The following is a 15,360-nucleotide window of genomic DNA, read 5'->3' as shown; positions in this document are numbered from 1 at the left end:
ATTGGGCCGCTGTTCGGGGCGGGAGCTCGCACAACGCTCGCCGACATGCGTGCGTTCCACGCATTGGGACGCGAAAGGGGCGCATCGGACCCGATGCGCCCCTGCCGCTAGCGGGCGTGGGCGAGGACGCCCTTGACCGCGGATTCGAGCGCCTCGCGCCGCCGCGGGTTCTCCGGGCGGGCGAGTCCGTAGTGCTCGCGGAGCGTCGAGCCGGTGTACTCCGTGCGGAAGCGCCCGCGCTCCTGGAGGATCGGGACCACCCGGTCCACGAACGCCTCCAGGCCCGAGGGCAGGACCGCGGGCATGATGTTGAACCCGTCGGCCGCGCCGTCGTCGAACCACTCGAAGATCGCCTCCGCGACCTGCTCGGGCGTACCGCTGAAGGTGCGGTGCCCGCGGCCGCCGCCGAGGCGGCCGATCAACTGGCGCACCGTGAGGCGCTCGCGCCGGGCCAGTTCCACGATGAGCGTGAAGCGGCTCTTGGCACCCTCGATCTCGTCCTCGCTCGGCAGCGTTTCGGGCAGCTCCCGTTCGAGGTCCAGTTCGGACGGATCGAGTTTGAGGAGCCGGGCGAGGTTGCCCAGGGCGTACTCGGGGACGATGAGCCGGTCGAGCTCGGCCTCGAGTTCACGGGCCTCGGCTTCGGTGTCGCCGATGACCGGGACGATGCCCGGCAGGACGAGCACCCCGTCGGGATCCCTCCCGGCCGCCGCGGCCCGCCGCTTGATGTCGGCGTAGAACGCCTGGGCCTCTCGGAGGGTCTGCTGCGCGGTGAAGATCGCCTCCGCGTGGAGCGCCGCGAACGCCTTGCCGTCCTCAGAGGATCCGGCCTGCACGAGCAGCGGATGCCCCTGCGGCGAGCGCGGCACGTTGAGCGCCCCTGCCACCTGGAAGTGCTCGCCCGCGTGGTCGGCGGGGTAGACCAGGCGCTCGTCGCCCCACAAGCCCTGCTCCTTGTCGCCCAGGATCGCCGCGTCGTCCCAGGAGTCCCAGAGCTTCTTGGCCACCTGGAGGAACTCCTCGGCCCTGGCGTAGCGCGAGGCGTGGTCGGGGAGCTCGTCGAGGTTGAAGTTGCGCGCGGCGTCGAGGGTCGCGGTGGTCACGATGTTCCACCCGGCGCGGCCGCCGGAGAGGTGGTCGATCGAAGCGAAGCGCCGGGCCAGGTTGTACGGCTCGTTGTACGTCGTCGAAGCGGTGGCGATGAGTCCGATGTGCTCGGTGACGGCGGCCAGTGCGGCGAGGACCACCGTGGGCTCCAGGGACGCGGACGGCCGCCGGCCGATGGTGCCCCACAGCGACGGCGAGTCGGCGAAGAACACCGAGTCGAGCTTGCCGCGCTCGGCGATCCGCGCGAGTTTCGCGTAGTGCGCGATGTTCGTGGAGGCGTACGGGTCTGATTCGGGGAGCCGCCACGAGGCCTCGTGGTGGCCGGTGTTCATCAGAAAAGCGTTGAGGTGCAACTGCCTCGGGTGACCGCTCATGATTCCTCCTGTTTGATCTCGGCGCCGCCGGCCAGGCCGAGCGCGGCGAGCAGTTCGGTGCGGATGGCCGCGAAGTGGGGGTCCGACGGGTCGCGACGGCCGTCGAGGTCGACGCGCCGCTCGGTGCGCACGTGCCCGGAGTCCAGGACCAGGACGCGGTCGGCGAGGACGATCGCCTCGTCGACGTCGTGGGTGACGAGCAGGACGGCGGGCTTGTGGCGTTCGTAGAGGGCCCGCAGGAGCCCGTGCATCTTGATGCGGGTCAAGGCGTCCAGGGCCCCGAAGGGCTCGTCGGCCAGGAGCAGCTGCGGTTCGCGCACCAGCGAGCGGGCGAGCGCCACGCGCTGCTGCTCGCCGCCGGAGAGCTCGCGGGGCCAGGCCCGCTCGCGTCCGGCCAGGCCCACCTCGGCGAGGGCCTCGCGGCCCCGCTCCTTGGCGTTCGGGCCGTCGAGCCCGATGACGACGTTGCGCAGGACCCGCTGCCACGGCAGCAGCCGCGAGTCCTGGAAGACCACCGAGACCTGTTCGGGCACTTCGATGTCGCCCGTGCCCTGCGCGTCCTGGTCCAGGCCCGCGAGGGCCCGCAGGAGGGTCGACTTGCCCGAACCGCTGCGGCCCAGGAGTGCGACGAACTCGCCGGGTTCGATGACGAGGTCGAGTCCTGAGAGGACCGGCCGGTCGTCGGTGAAGGAGCGGTGCAGGTCGCGGATGCGAACCGCGGTGGCCGCGGTCAGTCCTCGAGTGTGCGTCGCCATGACAGGACCCTCCTCTGGGCGATGCGGACGATGGCGTCGGAGCCGAGGCCGAGCAGCCCGTAGAGGACGAGGCCGACGATGATGACGTCGGTCTGCCCGTACGTGCCGGCCAGCAGCATCATGTAGCCGATGCCGCTGGTGGCGTTGACCTGCTCGACCACGACGAGCGACAGCCAGGAGGCCGTGACGGCGAAGCGCAGCCCCAGGAAGAACCCGGGGAGCGCGCCGGGCAGGACCACCCGGCCGATGAAGGCCGCGGGCCCCAGCCGCAGCGTCTCGGCGAGTTCGGCGTAGCGGCCGTCGATGGAGCGCAGGCCGTTGTGGGTGTGGAGGTAGATCGGGATGAGCACGCCGAGCGCGATCGTGATGATCTTCATCCGCTCGTCGATGCCGAACCACAGGAGCAGCAGCGGCAGGAGCGCGAGGTTCGGGATGGACCGCTTGATCTGCACCGGTCCGTCCACGATGGCCTCGCCCCAGCGGCTGAGCCCGGACACGAGGGCCAGTACGAGGCCGGCGCCGACGCCGAACGCGAGGCCGAACGCGAAGCGGCGGGCCGAGACCAGCAGGTCGGGGCCGAGCCGTCCGGACTCCCACAGGTCCCACGCGGTGGTCGCCACGGTCCACGGGGCGGTGAGCACCCGCGGGTCGATCCAGCCCGCCGCGGAACCCCAGAACCACACGCCCAGCAGCAGGAGCGGGCCGATGAGGTACCCGAACGGGATGGCCTTGCCCGGCCCGAGGCGGCGCTTGCCGCGCGGCCGCGAGGCCCGTCCGGCCGCCTGCTCCTCGTCGTCCACGGGCGGAATCTCGTGGTGCCGCCGCTCAACGGCCTTCTCGACGCCTTTGACGGCAGTGGCCATCACGCACCTCCGTCGCCGTACTCGGCGATGCCCTCGGCGACGAGGGCCTCGAAGCGGCGGTCGTACAGGTCCTCGGCGTCGAGCACGTCGTTGCCGGTGCCCTCGGCGAGGATCTCGATCGTCTGCTGGTGGCGTTCGATGGTCTCGTCCCAGGTCTCGGGGAAGTCCGGTTCGCCTTCGCGGTCGTGCAGGTAGTTGCCGTCCTCGACCGAGAGGCCCTCGTGCTCGACGTACCAGGCGTTGATCCACTCGTCCCGGTTCGCGCGGGTCCACAGTTTGGCCGCGCCCCACAGGCGCACGTACTCGGCGATGGCGCCGGCCTTGTCGGCGTCCTCGAGGACGTCCACGGGCGCGTAGAGCACCCACGGGTCGTCCCGCAGGCCGTGCGGGATCGTCGTCGCTCCGTCCGCCCCGTACTTGTTCACATAGGACTTCACCTGGGTGCCGCCGATCGGGGCGACGTCGACCTCGCCCCCGGCGAGGGCGTTCGAGTAGGTGTCGGCGGTGCTCGGGAGCTCCACCAGCTCCACGTCGTCCTGGCTCAGCCCGGAGGCGTCGAGCACCCGCAGGATGAGCGCGCCCTGCGCCTGCCCGGGGGAGTAGGCGATCCGCTTGCCCGCCAGGTCCTCCAAGGCCTTCACGTCCACGCCCGGGGCGACGCCGAGGTCGTAGATCGGGTGCGCGAGCGGGTCGATCCGCCCGCCCGCGGCCACGATCCGAGTGGGCAGGCCCGTCCAGTTGGTGTGGATCGGCGGGATGTCGGCGACGGAGGAGAGGTCGAGCGACTTGGCGCGGAAGGCTTCGGCGGACTTGGGTCCGCCGGAGATGTTCGCCCACTCCACATCGAAGGTCAGCAGCGACGCCAGCCCGGAGAGCTCGAACGCGACCTGCTGGGACGGGTCGCCGATGACGAGCTTCGTGCCCTCGGGCACCGCGGTCGGCAGGTCGGCGTCGGCGGCGAGCGCGGGCCCGCCGTCCTCTTCGGAGCAAGCGGCGAGGGCCAGCGCGGCGACGGCGGGCGCGCCGGCGAGCAGTGTACGTCGAGTTGTTCTGTGCGACATGGGGATTGGCCTTTCAAGAGCAGCGCGGGCAAGGGGTCGGGCGGTGCCGGCCCGAACGGGACGGGCCCGTTCGGACGCGGCCGCCGGGGTGGCGGTCATTCGAGCGGAGCCGCGGCGCAGTAGCCGCCCGCGTGGTAGACCAGCGGTTCGTGGTCGCCGCCGGTCTCGGCGTCCACCACCAGGGCGAGGACCACGTGATGGTCCCCGGCCTCGATGCGATCGGTCACGACCGCCCGCAGGAACGACGGGGCGTTGTCGAGTACCGGTTCGCCGGTCTCCAGTCGCGACCACAGGGTGGGGCCGCCGAAGCGGTCGATCCCGCTGGTGGCGAAGCGGGTCGCGATCTCGTGCTGCCCGGCGGACAGGAAGTTGACGGTGAGGCTCTCGGCCTCCCGCACCGCGGGCCACGCCGACGATCCGGTCGCGATCGCGAACGACACGAGCGGCGGATCGATCGACACCGAGGTGAGCGAGGTGGCGGTGAACCCGGCCGGTCCGGACCCGGCGTCGGCGCACACCACGGTCACTCCGGCGGGGTGGGCCCGGAACAGCGACCGGAAGGATTCGGGGGCGACCCCGGCCTGGGCTTCGAGGCGCGCGCTCATGCCGCCGCTCCGACCGGCCTGCGGCCCGATGCGAGCGAGGCCTCCAGTACCGGGGCGTTCGCCTCGGTCCAGATCCGGAGGTGCTCGTCCAGGTCCCGCAGTTCGCTCTCTCGCAGTGCCAGCGACGGCACCGAGAGGCTCGCGCCGAGTTCGGCCAGGACCGGCCGGAGCTGGAGGTCGGCGAGCAGCCGGTGCTCGGCCGAGGCGGCGATGGTGACCGGCACGGCCAGGGTCCCTTCGAGGGCGCGCGGCGGCAGCTGGTCGAGGAAGAGCTTGAGCAGGCCGGTGTAGCTGGCCTTGTAGACGGGCGTGCCCACGATGAGCACGCGGCTCGAATGGATCTGCGCGGCGGCGTGCTCGAACCCGCCGTGCGGGGGCTCGATGCCGTCCAGGTAGAGCTCGGCGAGGTCGATCGAGGCGGCGCGCGGTTCGGCGCCGAGCGTCGAGCCGATGGCCGAGGCCAGGGCTTCGGCGGTGGTCAGGGTGCGGGAGAGTCGCTTCGGATTACCGACCACAGTGGTCAGTGTGATGGCAGCGGTCACGTCAGGGTCCTTAATGGGAGGCTGGCGATGGCAGGCCGGCGGAGGGGCGTGCCGAGGAACGGGCCCGGAAGGGCCCGCGGGGAATCGCAGTGGGAGAACGGATCGAGCGCAGCGGTGCGCCAGGCGGGCTGCGCTCTAGCGCATTCGCGGCTGACACAGGGCGCTGGCGGCGCGCATCTGGTCGATCTCGCGCCGCCGCGTGAGGAGGTCGGCGGTCGTCATGGACAGAACAGTACCAGTATTCCTATAGAAATACTAGGAATTCTTAGATGCTGAGAAGCCGGTCAACTGCGGGAGTGGCCGGACTGGTCCGGTACTCCACGTCGCGGCTGCGGGCGAACCGGTAGCCGACACCGCGAACGGTGCCCACGAGTCCGTCGAATTCGCCGAGTTTGGATCGCAGGCGCCGCACGTGGACGTCGACGGTGCGGCCGGGGATGCCCGTGTCCGGTGTCTCCCAGACGTACTCGAGGAGTTCCGCTCGGGTGTGGACCGTCCCGGGGTACCGAGCCAGGAAGGCGAGGAGCTCGAACTCCAAGCGGGTCAGGGCGACCGGTTCGCCGCGCACCAGAACCTCGCGGCCGGGCACGTCGATGACCAGCGCGGGCCGGGGCGCGGAGGCCTGCGGCGGCGCGGTCGGGCCTTCCGGCGCGGCCGGGACGCCCTCGGAGGCGACCGAGACGCGGCCGCCGCTCAGGGAGAGCGCGCCGAGGGCGGCGGTGATCCGCCGCGCCAGACGGGGGTCGTCGGCGGGGACCTCGATGGTGACGGTGATCGTCGCGAGGCCGGAGCGGCGGTGGACCGGGGGTCGGGTGTGGGTCTGGACGGGAGTCATGGCGGCGCCTTCGCGTTCGGGTTCGAATGGAGTACCGGGAAGGGCGACGCCGTGGGCGGGAGCTCGGAGGCCTTGCGGCTCAGCGAGTTGGACCGGCGCCGACGGTGCCGCCCGGGCGACACAGGGCCGAGTCCGAGCGTGAGAAGTCGATGTGGCGGCGCTTGGTCCGCCTCGACTCCGCGTGTTCGCTGATGCGGTTCACTGTGCGAGCATATCCTATCGATCAAGTAGGATTCAAGTCGACGTTCCGTTCCGCCCCAGAACCATGAAGGGAGCCTGGCGCAATGCAGGTCTCCGCACGCGGCGAGTGCGCCGTCCGCATCGCCCTCACCCTGGCGACCGACCATCCGCGCACCATTTCCGCCGGCGCGCTCGCGTCCGCGCAGGGCCTGCCCGGCAAGTTCGCCGAAGTGATCCTCGGTGATCTGCGCCGGGCGCACCTGGTCGCGAGCGCCCGCGGGGTCGAGGGCGGCTACCGCCTCGCCCGCGGGCCGGAGCGGATATCGGTGGGGGAGGTGCTCCGCGCCGTCGACGGGCCGCTCTCCGAGGTGCGCGGGCGCCGGCCCGAGGAGACGAGTTATGAAGGGGCCGCGGTCAACCTGCCTCGGCTGTGGGTCGCCGCCCGCGCGGCGGTGCGCTCGGTCCTCGACGAGGTCTCGCTCGAGCAGGCCGCGACCGGCGAGTTCCCCGTCCGTGTCGCGGAATTGACAGCGCAGGAAGGGGCCTGGTTCCCCCGCTTAGGTTGCGCGGCGGGCACGCGAGACCTAAAATCTACATATCCTATTGAGTAGATAGGATAAGAACCGCTCGGAGGTCACCCATGTCCGACGCCTCGCTCTTCGTCGCGGCCCCGCCCCTCACCGTAGACGCGGCCTTCGACCACATTGCGGCCCAAAGCTTCCGACCCGCACCTCCGGAGCGGATCGGCGCCGAGGTCGAATCGATCGTGAGCAGCCCGGCCGACCGGCGCCGCCGCCTCGACCCCGAATCCCTCAAGGCCCTGCTCGCCGTCCGCGACGCCCTGCCCCGAAGCAGCCGCCTCAGCTTCGAACCCGGCGGGGCCGTCGAACTCAGCTCCCGGCCAACCGCGTCGGTGGGGGAGTGCTTCGCCGAGCTCGAGGCCGACCGGCTCCGCGTCGCCTCGGCCCTGAGCGGCGAGGGCCACGAACTCCTCGGCCTCGGCCTCGACCCGATCCGCCTGCCCCGCAGGGTCCTCCGCACGCCCCGCTACCAGGCCATGGAAGAGCTGTTCGACCAGGACGGCCGCGCCGGGCGCTGGATGATGTCGAACACCGCCTCCGTCCAGGTCTGCGTCGACATCGGCGCCGATGCGCCGGGCCCCCACGGGATCACCGAGCGCTGGCACCTCGCGCACCTGCTCGCACCCGTCCTCATCGCCGCGTTCGCCAACTCCCCGCTGCGCCGCGGCGAACCGAGCATGTGGCGCTCGACCCGCCAGCACGTGTGGGCCGCGATCGACCCCACCCGCTCCCGCCCCGCCGCACAGGGCCTTCCGCACGACCCGGCCGATCCTCGTGAATCCTGGGCCCGGTACGCCCTCGACGCCCGGGTGATGGCCGTCCGCGGCCCCGGCCGCTGGACCGTCCCGCGAGGACTCACCTTCCGCGACTGGGTCAACGGCGACTACCATCAGGCCCCCACCCTCGACGACCTCGACTTCCACCTCTCGACCCTGTTCCCGCCCGTCCGCCCGCGCGGCTCCTACCTGGAACTGCGCATGATCGACGCGCAACCGGGCCCCGACTGGATCGTCCCCGTCGCGGTCGCCGCCGCGCTCTTCGACGACCCGGTCGCGGCCGGACGCGCCCGCGCGGCCCTCGAACCCCTCTGGCACCGCGCCACCGCCGCCGACCTCTACCTCCGCGCCGCCACCGCCGCCCTCCATGACGACCCGATCCACCGCGCGGCGACCGCCTGCTTCGCCGCCGCCCTTGCGGCCCAGACCGATCCGGCGATCGCCGCGATCATCGACCGCTTCACCGGCGCCTACGTGGCCCGCGGCCGCACCCGCGCCGACGACCTCGTCACGACCTGAACCGCGGACCGGGGCGCCAACCTCAAGGCCGGAAGCGGTAGCCCATGCCCGGTTCGGTGAGGAGGTGCACCGGTCGGGCCGGGTCGGCCTCGAGCTTGCGGCGCAACTGGGCCATGTACTGGCGCAGGTAGTTCGTCTCGCGGTCGTAGTTGGGACCCCAGACCCGGTGCAGGAGTTCGCGCTGGCTCACCAGCTTGCCCGGGTTCCGCAGCAGCACTTCGAGGAGCTGCCACTCGGTCTTCGTAAGGCGCACTTCCTCACCGTCGCGCAGGACCTCCCGGGACGCGAGATCGACTGTGGCCGAACCGATCTCGGTGACCGGCGAGTCGCTGGCGGCGTTCCCGCGCCGCGTGGCCGCCCGGACCCGGGCGAGGAGCTCGCCGATGTCGAACGGCTTGGTCACGTAGTCGTCCGCGCCCGCGTCGAGGGCGGCGATCTTCTCCGCGCTCGCGGCCCGGCCCGAGAGCACCAGGATCGGCACGCTCGTCCAGCCCCGCAGACCCGCGATGACCTCGCTACCATCCATATCGGGCAGTCCGAGGTCGAGCACCACGAGATCGGGCATGAGCGCGGCGGCGGCGCGCAGGGCCTGCGCCCCGTCCGGCGCGGTCGCCACCTCGTATCCGTGCGCGCTCAGGTTGATCCGCAGCGCGCGCGCGATCTGCGGTTCGTCGTCAACGACCAGGATCTTGATCACTCCGTGCCCTTCTCATCCGCTTGCGGCAGCGCCAGCACCATCGTCAGCCCGCCGCCGGGGGTCGCCTCCGGGACGAGCGAACCGCCCATCGCCTCGGCCAGCCCGCGCGAAAGCGCGAGCCCCAGACCGACGCCCGTCGTATTGTCGCGGTCGCCGAGCCGCTGGAACGGCGTGAACATCAGCTCGCGGTCCTCGTCGGGCACGCCCGGGCCGCGGTCGACCACCCGCAGCTCCACCAGCCCGCCCTGCTTGCCCGCGATCACCAGCGGCGGCACGCCCTCAGGGCTGAACCGCAGCGCGTTCGCCACCACGTTGACCAGGATCCGCTGCAGCAGACCGGGATCGGCCCGCACCTCCGGCAGGTCCGAAGGCACGTCGAGCCGCACCGCGGCCGCAGCGCCGCCGAGCTCGTCGAGCGCCCAGGGCACCGCGTCGTCCAAGGCCACCGGCACCGGGTTCGCCCCGAGCACTCCGGCCTGCAGGCGGCTCATGTCGAGCAGGTTGTCGACCAGGCTCGTGAGCCGCGCCAGCGAGGTCTCGGCGGCTTCCAGCAGCTCGTCCCGCTCCTCCGGCGTGAACAGGTCCCCGGTGGTCCGCAGGCTCGAGACCGCGACCCGCGCGGACGCCAGCGGCGTCCGCAGGTCGTGCGAGACGGCCGCGAGCAGCGCCGTGCGGAGCTTGTCGGTGTCGGTGAGGCGCTGCACGGCCGCCGCCTGCCGCTCCAGCCGCTCGCGTTCGAGCGCGGCGGCCGCGTGCATCGCGAAGGCCTGCGCGATCCGCCGGTCCGCCGCGTCCAGCGTGTGCCCGCGCAGCGCCAGCGCGAGGTCGTCGTTGATCGGCAGATCGTTCTCGGCCGTTCCCGGGCTCGCGCAGCCCTCGCCCGCGCACGCGACCACCCGCCACAGCTTCGGGTCCTGCCGCTCGGCCGGGCCCGCGCCGGGCTCGATCCGCTCCAGCAGCGTCGCCGATTCGAGCGAGAACGTCTCCCGGAGCCGGTCCAGCAGGTCCTCGACCCGGCTGCCGCCGCGCAGCACGGTCCCGGCGAGCGTCGCCAAGGTCTGGGCCTCCGCGCTGGCCCGCGCCGCGAGCCGGGCCCGCGCCGCCGAGAGGTTCACGACGCTCGCCCCGCCGAGGGCGAGCGCGATGAAGATCGCCAGGGAGACCAGCTGCTCCTGGTCGTGCACCTTGAGCGTGTTGTACGGCTGGGTGAAGAAGTAGTTCAGCAGCAGGCTGCCCGACAGCGCGCCCAGCAGCGCGGGCCACATGCCGCCGGTGAGCGTCAGACCCATGACGGCGGTGAGCACGATGAGGATCATCGTGGTGAGGGAGAGCTCTTCATGCACCGGCAGCAGCGCCATGCACAGCGCCGGAATCCCCAGCAGCGCCAGCGCGTTCCCGAGCAGTTTGCGGCCGCCGCCGATCACGCCCCGGCCCGGCCGCGCCCGTTTCACCGTCGCGACCCGCTCGTGGCTCACGAGGTGGACGTCGATCTTTCCCGAACTGGCCGTGGTCGTCACGCCCACCCCGCGCGAGAGCGCCTGCGCGAACCGGCCTCGCCTGGAGGCCCCGAGCACCAGCTGGGTCGCGTTCACCCCGCGCGCGAACTCCAAGAGCGCGTTCGGGATCGCGTGCCCCACCACCTGGTGGTAGGAACCGCCGAGGTCCTCCACGAGGTTCCGCTGCCGGGCCAGGTTTCGCGCCGACCGGGCGGAGGTGAGCCCGTCGCCGGTGGCCACGTACACGGCCTTCAGATCGGCGCCGCCCGATCGCGCGGCGATGCGCGCGGCCCGGCGGATGAGCGTGTCGCCCTCGTCGCCGCCGGACAGCGCTACGACGACGCGCTCCTTCGACTCCCACGTCGCGGTGATGTGCTGGGCCTCGCGGTACTGCTCCAGCTGGTCCTCGACCTTGTCCGCCAGCCACAGCAGCGCGATCTCCCGCAACGCGGTCAGGTTCCCGACCCGGAAGTAGTTCGCGAGCGCCGGGCCCACCTTCTCCGGCGGGTAGACGTTCCCGTGGAGCATCCGCCGCCGCAGCGCCTCCGGCGTGATGTCGGCGAGCTCGACCTGGTCGGCGCGGCGCACCACCTCGTCGGGCACGGTCTCGTCCTGCGGCACTCCGGTGATCGCGGCGACCACGTCGTTGAGCGAGGCGAGGTCCTGCACGTTCACCGTGGAGATCACGTCGATCCCGGCGTCGAGCAGCTCGTCGATGTCCTGCCAGCGCTGGTCGTTGCGCGACCCCGCCGCATTGGTGTGCGCGAGCTCGTCGACGATCGCCACACTCGGGGCCCGCGCCAGCACGGCGTCCACGTCCAGCTCGAGGGAGCCTCCCAGGACCTTCCGCGGCACGACCTCAAGGCCGTCGAGCAGCTCGGTGGTATGCGGCCGCCCGTGCGCCTCGACGAAGCCCACGACCACGTCGGTGCCGCGCGCGCGGCGCCGGCGGGCCTCCTCGAGCGCGGCGAAGGTCTTGCCGACCCCCGGGGCCGCGCCAAGGTAGATCCGCAGTTGTCCACGTGACACGGACCCATCATTCCCCGCGCGCGGGGAAGCGGCCAGTGCGAAGGCGTGAAAGGTGACCTCGGCCGGTGCCGGCTGCGTCAATCACCCGAATCCATGCCGAACCGGACGCCCGCGACAGGGCGCCCGAGGTCGTCCCCGTCCGCAACGGTCTCGAGTGCCCGCAGGAACTCGAGTGGCCGCGCCGCCGAGCGGGCCCGCGTCCTCAAAGGGCGCTGGCCCGGCGCCTCTCACACCCCGCTGCGTGTGCCGACCGATCACAGGACCGGGTCTGGCAAGATGTCCCCGTCGCGCCGGGAGCCGCAACACGGCGCGCGCGACGACTGACCGTCGATGCGACGAAAGAAGCGCCAATGCACATTTCCCCCTGCAGGACCCGTGCCCGGAAGGAGGCCTCCCGGTGGTCGACATGACCTGGTTCGAGGCCATCGTGCTCGGGGTCGTCCAGGGCCTCACCGAGATGCTGCCGATCTCCTCCTCGGCGCACCTGCGCCTCACCTCGGCGCTGTTCTTCAAGGAGGACGCGGGCGCGTCCTTCACCGCGGTGACGCAGCTCGGCACCGAGACGGCGGTCCTCCTCTACTTCTGGAAGGACATCGTCCGCATCCTAGTGGCCTGGTGGAAAGGCTTGTGGGACAAGGAACTGCGCGGCGAGACCGACTACCGCCTCGGCTGGTACGTCATCATCGGCACGCTCCCCATCGTGTTCTTCGGCCTCATCTTCAAGGACGCGATCCGCGAAGGCGCCCGCAACCTCTGGCTGGTCTCCTTCAGCCTCATCTTCTTCGGCCTGCTGCTCGCGCTGGCGGAGCTGGTGGGCAAGAAGACCCGCACGTGGGACGACTTCCGGATGCGGGACGGCCTCATCCTCGGCTTCGCCCAGGCGGGCGCGCTCATCCCCGGAGTCTCGCGCTCGGGCGGCACGATCACGGCCGGGCTCTTCATCGGCCTCGACCGCACCGTGGCGGCACGGTATTCGTTCCTGCTGGCGATTCCGGCGGTGTTCGGCGCGGGCATCCTGAGCCTTGGCGACGTGTTCGACCCGGCCGCCGAGGGCTCGGTGCCGAGCGGCGCGCAGATGCTGGTGGCGACGATCATCGCGTTCTTCGTGGGCCTGGCCGCCGTGCACTGGATGCTGAAGTGGGTCGCGAAGCACAGCGTATTCCTCTTCGTCTGGTACCGCTGCATTCTCGGCGTCGCCGTCGTCATCATGCTCGAGACGGGCTACCTCTCCGCCACCTGACCCCGAGCACGACAAGGAGGGCCGGTCCGATGGACCGGCCCTCGCTGCTTGCTTCCTAGCGCCGGGATTCGGCCAGCGCGAGAGCCGTGATCGAGCCGAGGAGGACTACCGCGCCCGCAACGGTGGCGACGGTGAGCGGCTCCTCGAGGACCGCGACGGCAAGGAACGCGGCGGTCACGGGTTCGATCAGCATCATCACCGAGGCCGTGGTGGCGCGGACGCGGGCGGCGCCGGCGAAGTACAGCGGGTACGCGAGCGCGGTGGTGAACAGCGCGAGGTACCCGATGACCGCGAAGGTCCGCACCGGATCGCCCGTGGAGGGCGCGAGGCCTTCGAACCAGGCGGGGGCGAAGAGCAGCGCGGCACCGATCCCGAAGGACCACATGGTGAGTGTGAACGGGTTCTCGCCGTCGCTGCGGCGGCCGGTGGCGCGTCCGAGGAGCGTCACGGCGGCGTATCCGGCGGCGGAGAGCAGCGAGAGGGCCACCCCTGCCAGGTCGATGACCCCGGAGCCGTTGCCGAGGACGAGCACGCCGAGCCCGCTGACCGCTCCGGCGACGGCGAGCGCGCCGCCGCGTCCGAGGTGTTCGCCGAGGAGGATCCTGCTGCCGACGGCGGTGAGGACCGGACCCGAGCCGAGCGTGAGGAGCGTCGCGGCCGCTACGCCGGTGGCCTCCACGGCGGCGAAGTACGCGGTCTGGAAGACCGCCATGCCGGTCCCGACCCCGGCCAGGAGCAGCGCCCGCCGGCGCAGCGGGGTTGTCGATGCGGTGCGGGTCCGCTTGGGGCGCAGTGCGGTGAAGGCGAGGAGCAGGACGAGGCCGCCGAGGTGGCGCCAGAACGAGACGGCCGCGGGCCCGAGATCGCCTGCGCGGTAGACGAGTTCGGCGGCGGCGCCGGTAGTGCCCCAGGCGAGGCCGGTGACGGTGAGGTAGCCGAGGCCGCGCCTGGCGGCGGGCACGGCGGGGCGGGCGAGTGTGGACGTGGACATGCGTTCTCCAGATGAGCGTCGCGGATGAGTGGCACTCGTCTGCGGGCATGCCTGGAAAACGCGCCGGGACCCAGCCCTTGCGCGGTCGTTCGGGAGCCCGCCTTAAACGGCGGGCGGGGAGATGCCGAAGCCCATGGGCGCGACTCTATCCCGTCAGTCCTTCGCGCAGCCGCTTCAGGCCCTCTTCGAGCACGTCCACCGGCTTGCAGAACGCGAACCGCACCTCCGGCCGCGCCTCCTGGTCGAGGTAGAACGCCTGGTTGGGGACGGCCACGACCCCGCAGCGCTCGGGCAGTTCCAGGCAGAACGCCATGCCGTCCCCGTAGCCGAACGGCGCGACGCTCGTGGTCACGAAGTAGGTGCCCTCGGGTTCGTGCACCTCGAAGCCGATCGCTTCGAGCCCGGCCACCATGAGGTCGCGCCGTTCCTGGTAGCCCGCGATGTAGTCCCGGTAGTAGCCGTCGCCCGAGGCCAGCGCCTCCGCGATCCCGTACTGGAACGGGGTGCCGGAGGCGAACGACAGCCACTGCTTGACATCCTTGACCCGCGCGATCAGCCCGGCGGGGCCGGTCGCCCAGCCGATCTTCCAGCCGGTGACCGAGAAGGTCTTCCCGGCGGAGCCGATGGTCACCGTGCGGTCCCACATGCCCGGCAGCGACGCGAGCGGCACGTGCTCGCGGCCGTCGAAGACGAGGTGCTCGTACACCTCGTCGGTGACCACGAGGAGGTCGCGCCGGGTCGCGAGTGCCGCGATCGCCTCCAGCTCGTCGCGGTGGAGGACCGTGCCCGTGGGGTTGTGCGGGGAGTTGACCAGCAGCAGCTTCGTGCGGTCGGTGACGGCGGCGGCGAGGCGCGCCGGGTCGAGCCGCCAGTGCCCTTCGGCCCCTTCGGGGGTGTCGAGCCGCACCGGGACGAGGGTCCCGCCGGCCATGGTGACGGCGGCCTTGTAGGAGTCGTAGCTCGGTTCGAGCGCGATCACCTCGTCGCCCGGATCGACGAACGCGAGGATCGCGGCGGTGAGCGCCTCGGTCGCCCCGGCCGTGACCGTGACGCCGTCGTCGGGATCGGGCGCGAGCCCGTACCAGTGCCGCTGATGCGTGGTGATCGCATGGCGCAGTTCGGGAATGCCCGCGAGCGGCGGGTACTGGTTGTGCCCCTCCCGCATCGCGGTCGCGGCGGCCTCGATGATGTGCGCGGGCCCGGACTCGTCGGGGAAGCCCTGGCCGAGGTTCACCGCGCCGTGGCGCTGCGCGAGCGCGGACATGAGCGTGAAGATCGTGGTCTGGGGCCTCCGGCCGGGTCCGTTCATGGTGCCTCCTCCTTGACGAACCCGGCCATCATCCCAGGCGGCCGTCTCAATCGCCGGCAGGCCAGCGCCCGTCGGCCTTCGCCCGCTCGATCTCGGCCAGCCCGCGAGGCCGCATCCGGCCCGCCGCGATGAGCGCCTCGGCGATGCCCCGGTTCCGCTTCGACCAGGGGCTGCGCTTGGTGCGCGGCGAATAGCGCTGCAGGAACGAGTCGCCGTCGAGGCTCTTGCGGTGGCCGTCGATCCACCCGAAGCACAGTGCCGCCTCGAGCGCGGGCCCGATTCGCAGCCGCCCCTCGGGCGAGCGCTCCTTGCCGATGCGCAGCCACACCTCCCGCTCGCCCTGATGGGTTTCGAGCCAGGCCTCCCATGCCTCGCGGTCGGCGAGATCGAGCGGTTCCAC

The 15,360-nt window shown here is 71.9% G+C and carries 15 protein-coding genes; 3 read left to right on the top strand and 12 right to left on the bottom strand.

Annotated features, from left to right (window positions below; all coding sequences use genetic code 11):
* Positions 1-107: 107 nt before the first annotated feature.
* From O1R50_RS07775 to O1R50_RS07745, 7 genes are all read right to left on the bottom strand, one after another.
* Positions 108-1,481 (bottom strand): LLM class flavin-dependent oxidoreductase, encoded by a 1,374-nt coding sequence (locus O1R50_RS07775; RefSeq protein WP_270109357.1) that lies wholly within the window; start codon positions 1,479-1,481, stop codon positions 108-110.
* Positions 1,478-2,236 carry an ABC transporter ATP-binding protein gene (locus O1R50_RS07770; protein ID WP_270109356.1) on the bottom strand — a complete coding sequence of 253 codons (759 nt, stop codon included), beginning with the start codon at positions 2,234-2,236 and terminating at the stop codon, positions 1,478-1,480. Before O1R50_RS07770 ends, O1R50_RS07775 begins: the two co-directional genes overlap by 4 nt.
* Positions 2,212-3,099 carry an ABC transporter permease gene (locus tag O1R50_RS07765; RefSeq protein ID WP_270109355.1) on the bottom strand — a complete coding sequence of 296 codons (888 nt, stop codon included), beginning with the start codon at positions 3,097-3,099 and terminating at the stop codon, positions 2,212-2,214. The genes O1R50_RS07770 and O1R50_RS07765 overlap by 25 nt, the downstream gene beginning before the upstream one ends.
* Entirely contained in the window at positions 3,099-4,160 is a 1,062-nt protein-coding gene (locus tag O1R50_RS07760; protein ID WP_270109354.1) for an ABC transporter substrate-binding protein, read from the bottom strand. The genes O1R50_RS07765 and O1R50_RS07760 overlap by 1 nt, the downstream gene beginning before the upstream one ends.
* 95 nt (positions 4,161-4,255) lie before the next feature.
* Positions 4,256-4,765 carry a flavin reductase family protein gene (locus O1R50_RS07755; RefSeq protein WP_270109353.1) on the bottom strand — a complete coding sequence of 170 codons (510 nt, stop codon included), beginning with the start codon at positions 4,763-4,765 and terminating at the stop codon, positions 4,256-4,258.
* Positions 4,762-5,307 carry an NADPH-dependent FMN reductase gene (locus tag O1R50_RS07750; RefSeq protein WP_270109352.1) on the bottom strand — a complete coding sequence of 182 codons (546 nt, stop codon included), beginning with the start codon at positions 5,305-5,307 and terminating at the stop codon, positions 4,762-4,764. The genes O1R50_RS07755 and O1R50_RS07750 overlap by 4 nt, the downstream gene beginning before the upstream one ends.
* Positions 5,308-5,572: 265 nt before the next feature.
* Positions 5,573-6,142: a winged helix-turn-helix domain-containing protein gene (locus O1R50_RS07745; RefSeq protein WP_270109351.1), complete on the bottom strand. Its 570-nt coding sequence runs from the start codon at positions 6,140-6,142 to the stop codon at positions 5,573-5,575.
* Between the two features lie 284 nt (positions 6,143-6,426).
* On the opposite strand from O1R50_RS07745, the gene O1R50_RS07740 reads away from it, so the two are divergent.
* Positions 6,427-6,933, top strand: coding sequence for an RrF2 family transcriptional regulator (locus O1R50_RS07740; RefSeq protein ID WP_270109350.1), 507 nt, complete (start codon positions 6,427-6,429; stop codon positions 6,931-6,933).
* A 29-nt stretch (positions 6,934-6,962) separates the two neighbouring features.
* Complete coding sequence (gene egtA / locus O1R50_RS07735; protein ID WP_270109349.1) at positions 6,963-8,198, top strand: ergothioneine biosynthesis glutamate--cysteine ligase EgtA; 1,236 nt, start codon at positions 6,963-6,965, stop codon at positions 8,196-8,198.
* A 22-nt stretch (positions 8,199-8,220) separates the two neighbouring features.
* On the opposite strand, the gene O1R50_RS07730 is transcribed toward egtA, so the two are convergent.
* Positions 8,221-8,895 (bottom strand): response regulator, encoded by a 675-nt coding sequence (locus O1R50_RS07730; RefSeq protein WP_270109347.1) that lies wholly within the window; start codon positions 8,893-8,895, stop codon positions 8,221-8,223.
* Positions 8,892-11,420, bottom strand: a complete 2,529-nt coding sequence (locus O1R50_RS07725) for a sensor histidine kinase (protein WP_270109346.1) — start codon at positions 11,418-11,420, stop codon at positions 8,892-8,894. The genes O1R50_RS07730 and O1R50_RS07725 overlap by 4 nt, the downstream gene beginning before the upstream one ends.
* 406 nt (positions 11,421-11,826) lie before the next feature.
* Between O1R50_RS07725 and O1R50_RS07720 the strand changes: the two genes are divergently transcribed.
* Complete coding sequence (locus tag O1R50_RS07720; RefSeq protein ID WP_270109594.1) at positions 11,827-12,660, top strand: undecaprenyl-diphosphate phosphatase; 834 nt, start codon at positions 11,827-11,829, stop codon at positions 12,658-12,660.
* 55 nt (positions 12,661-12,715) lie between these two features.
* Here the strand turns inward: O1R50_RS07720 and O1R50_RS07715 are convergent, their stop codons facing one another.
* From O1R50_RS07715 to O1R50_RS07705, 3 genes are all read right to left on the bottom strand, one after another.
* Positions 12,716-13,651, bottom strand: a complete 936-nt coding sequence (locus O1R50_RS07715; protein ID WP_270109345.1) for a DMT family transporter — start codon at positions 13,649-13,651, stop codon at positions 12,716-12,718.
* Positions 13,652-13,796: 145 nt separating this feature from the next.
* Positions 13,797-14,960: an aminotransferase class I/II-fold pyridoxal phosphate-dependent enzyme gene (locus tag O1R50_RS07710; RefSeq protein WP_270109344.1), complete on the bottom strand. Its 1,164-nt coding sequence runs from the start codon at positions 14,958-14,960 to the stop codon at positions 13,797-13,799.
* Between the two features lie 46 nt (positions 14,961-15,006).
* Entirely contained in the window at positions 15,007-15,360 is a 354-nt protein-coding gene (locus O1R50_RS07705) for a YdeI/OmpD-associated family protein (protein ID WP_270109343.1), read from the bottom strand.

This window comes from Glycomyces luteolus, assembly GCF_027622875.1.
Lineage (GTDB): Bacteria > Actinomycetota > Actinomycetes > Mycobacteriales > Micromonosporaceae > Glycomyces > Glycomyces luteolus.
The sequence above is the reverse complement of the archived record's forward strand: the minus strand, read 5'-3'. Positions and strand labels throughout refer to the sequence as shown.

Excerpts from the sequence above, each read along its gene's own strand:
- O1R50_RS07745 (WP_270109351.1), bottom strand. The coding sequence starts at position 6,142 with ATGACTCCCGTCCAGACCCACACCCGACCCCCGGTCCACCGCCGCTCC.
- O1R50_RS07720 (WP_270109594.1), top strand. The coding sequence starts at position 11,827 with ATGACCTGGTTCGAGGCCATCGTGCTCGGGGTCGTCCAGGGCCTCACC.
- O1R50_RS07710 (WP_270109344.1), bottom strand. The coding sequence starts at position 14,960 with ATGAACGGACCCGGCCGGAGGCCCCAGACCACGATCTTCACGCTCATG.
- O1R50_RS07765 (WP_270109355.1), bottom strand. The coding sequence starts at position 3,099 with ATGGCCACTGCCGTCAAAGGCGTCGAGAAGGCCGTTGAGCGGCGGCAC.
- O1R50_RS07760 (WP_270109354.1), bottom strand. The coding sequence starts at position 4,160 with ATGTCGCACAGAACAACTCGACGTACACTGCTCGCCGGCGCGCCCGCC.
- egtA (WP_270109349.1), top strand. The coding sequence starts at position 6,963 with ATGTCCGACGCCTCGCTCTTCGTCGCGGCCCCGCCCCTCACCGTAGAC.
- O1R50_RS07775 (WP_270109357.1), bottom strand. The coding sequence starts at position 1,481 with ATGAGCGGTCACCCGAGGCAGTTGCACCTCAACGCTTTTCTGATGAAC.
- O1R50_RS07740 (WP_270109350.1), top strand. The coding sequence starts at position 6,427 with ATGCAGGTCTCCGCACGCGGCGAGTGCGCCGTCCGCATCGCCCTCACC.
- O1R50_RS07755 (WP_270109353.1), bottom strand. The coding sequence starts at position 4,765 with ATGAGCGCGCGCCTCGAAGCCCAGGCCGGGGTCGCCCCCGAATCCTTC.
- O1R50_RS07770 (WP_270109356.1), bottom strand. The coding sequence starts at position 2,236 with ATGGCGACGCACACTCGAGGACTGACCGCGGCCACCGCGGTTCGCATC.
- O1R50_RS07715 (WP_270109345.1), bottom strand. The coding sequence starts at position 13,651 with ATGTCCACGTCCACACTCGCCCGCCCCGCCGTGCCCGCCGCCAGGCGC.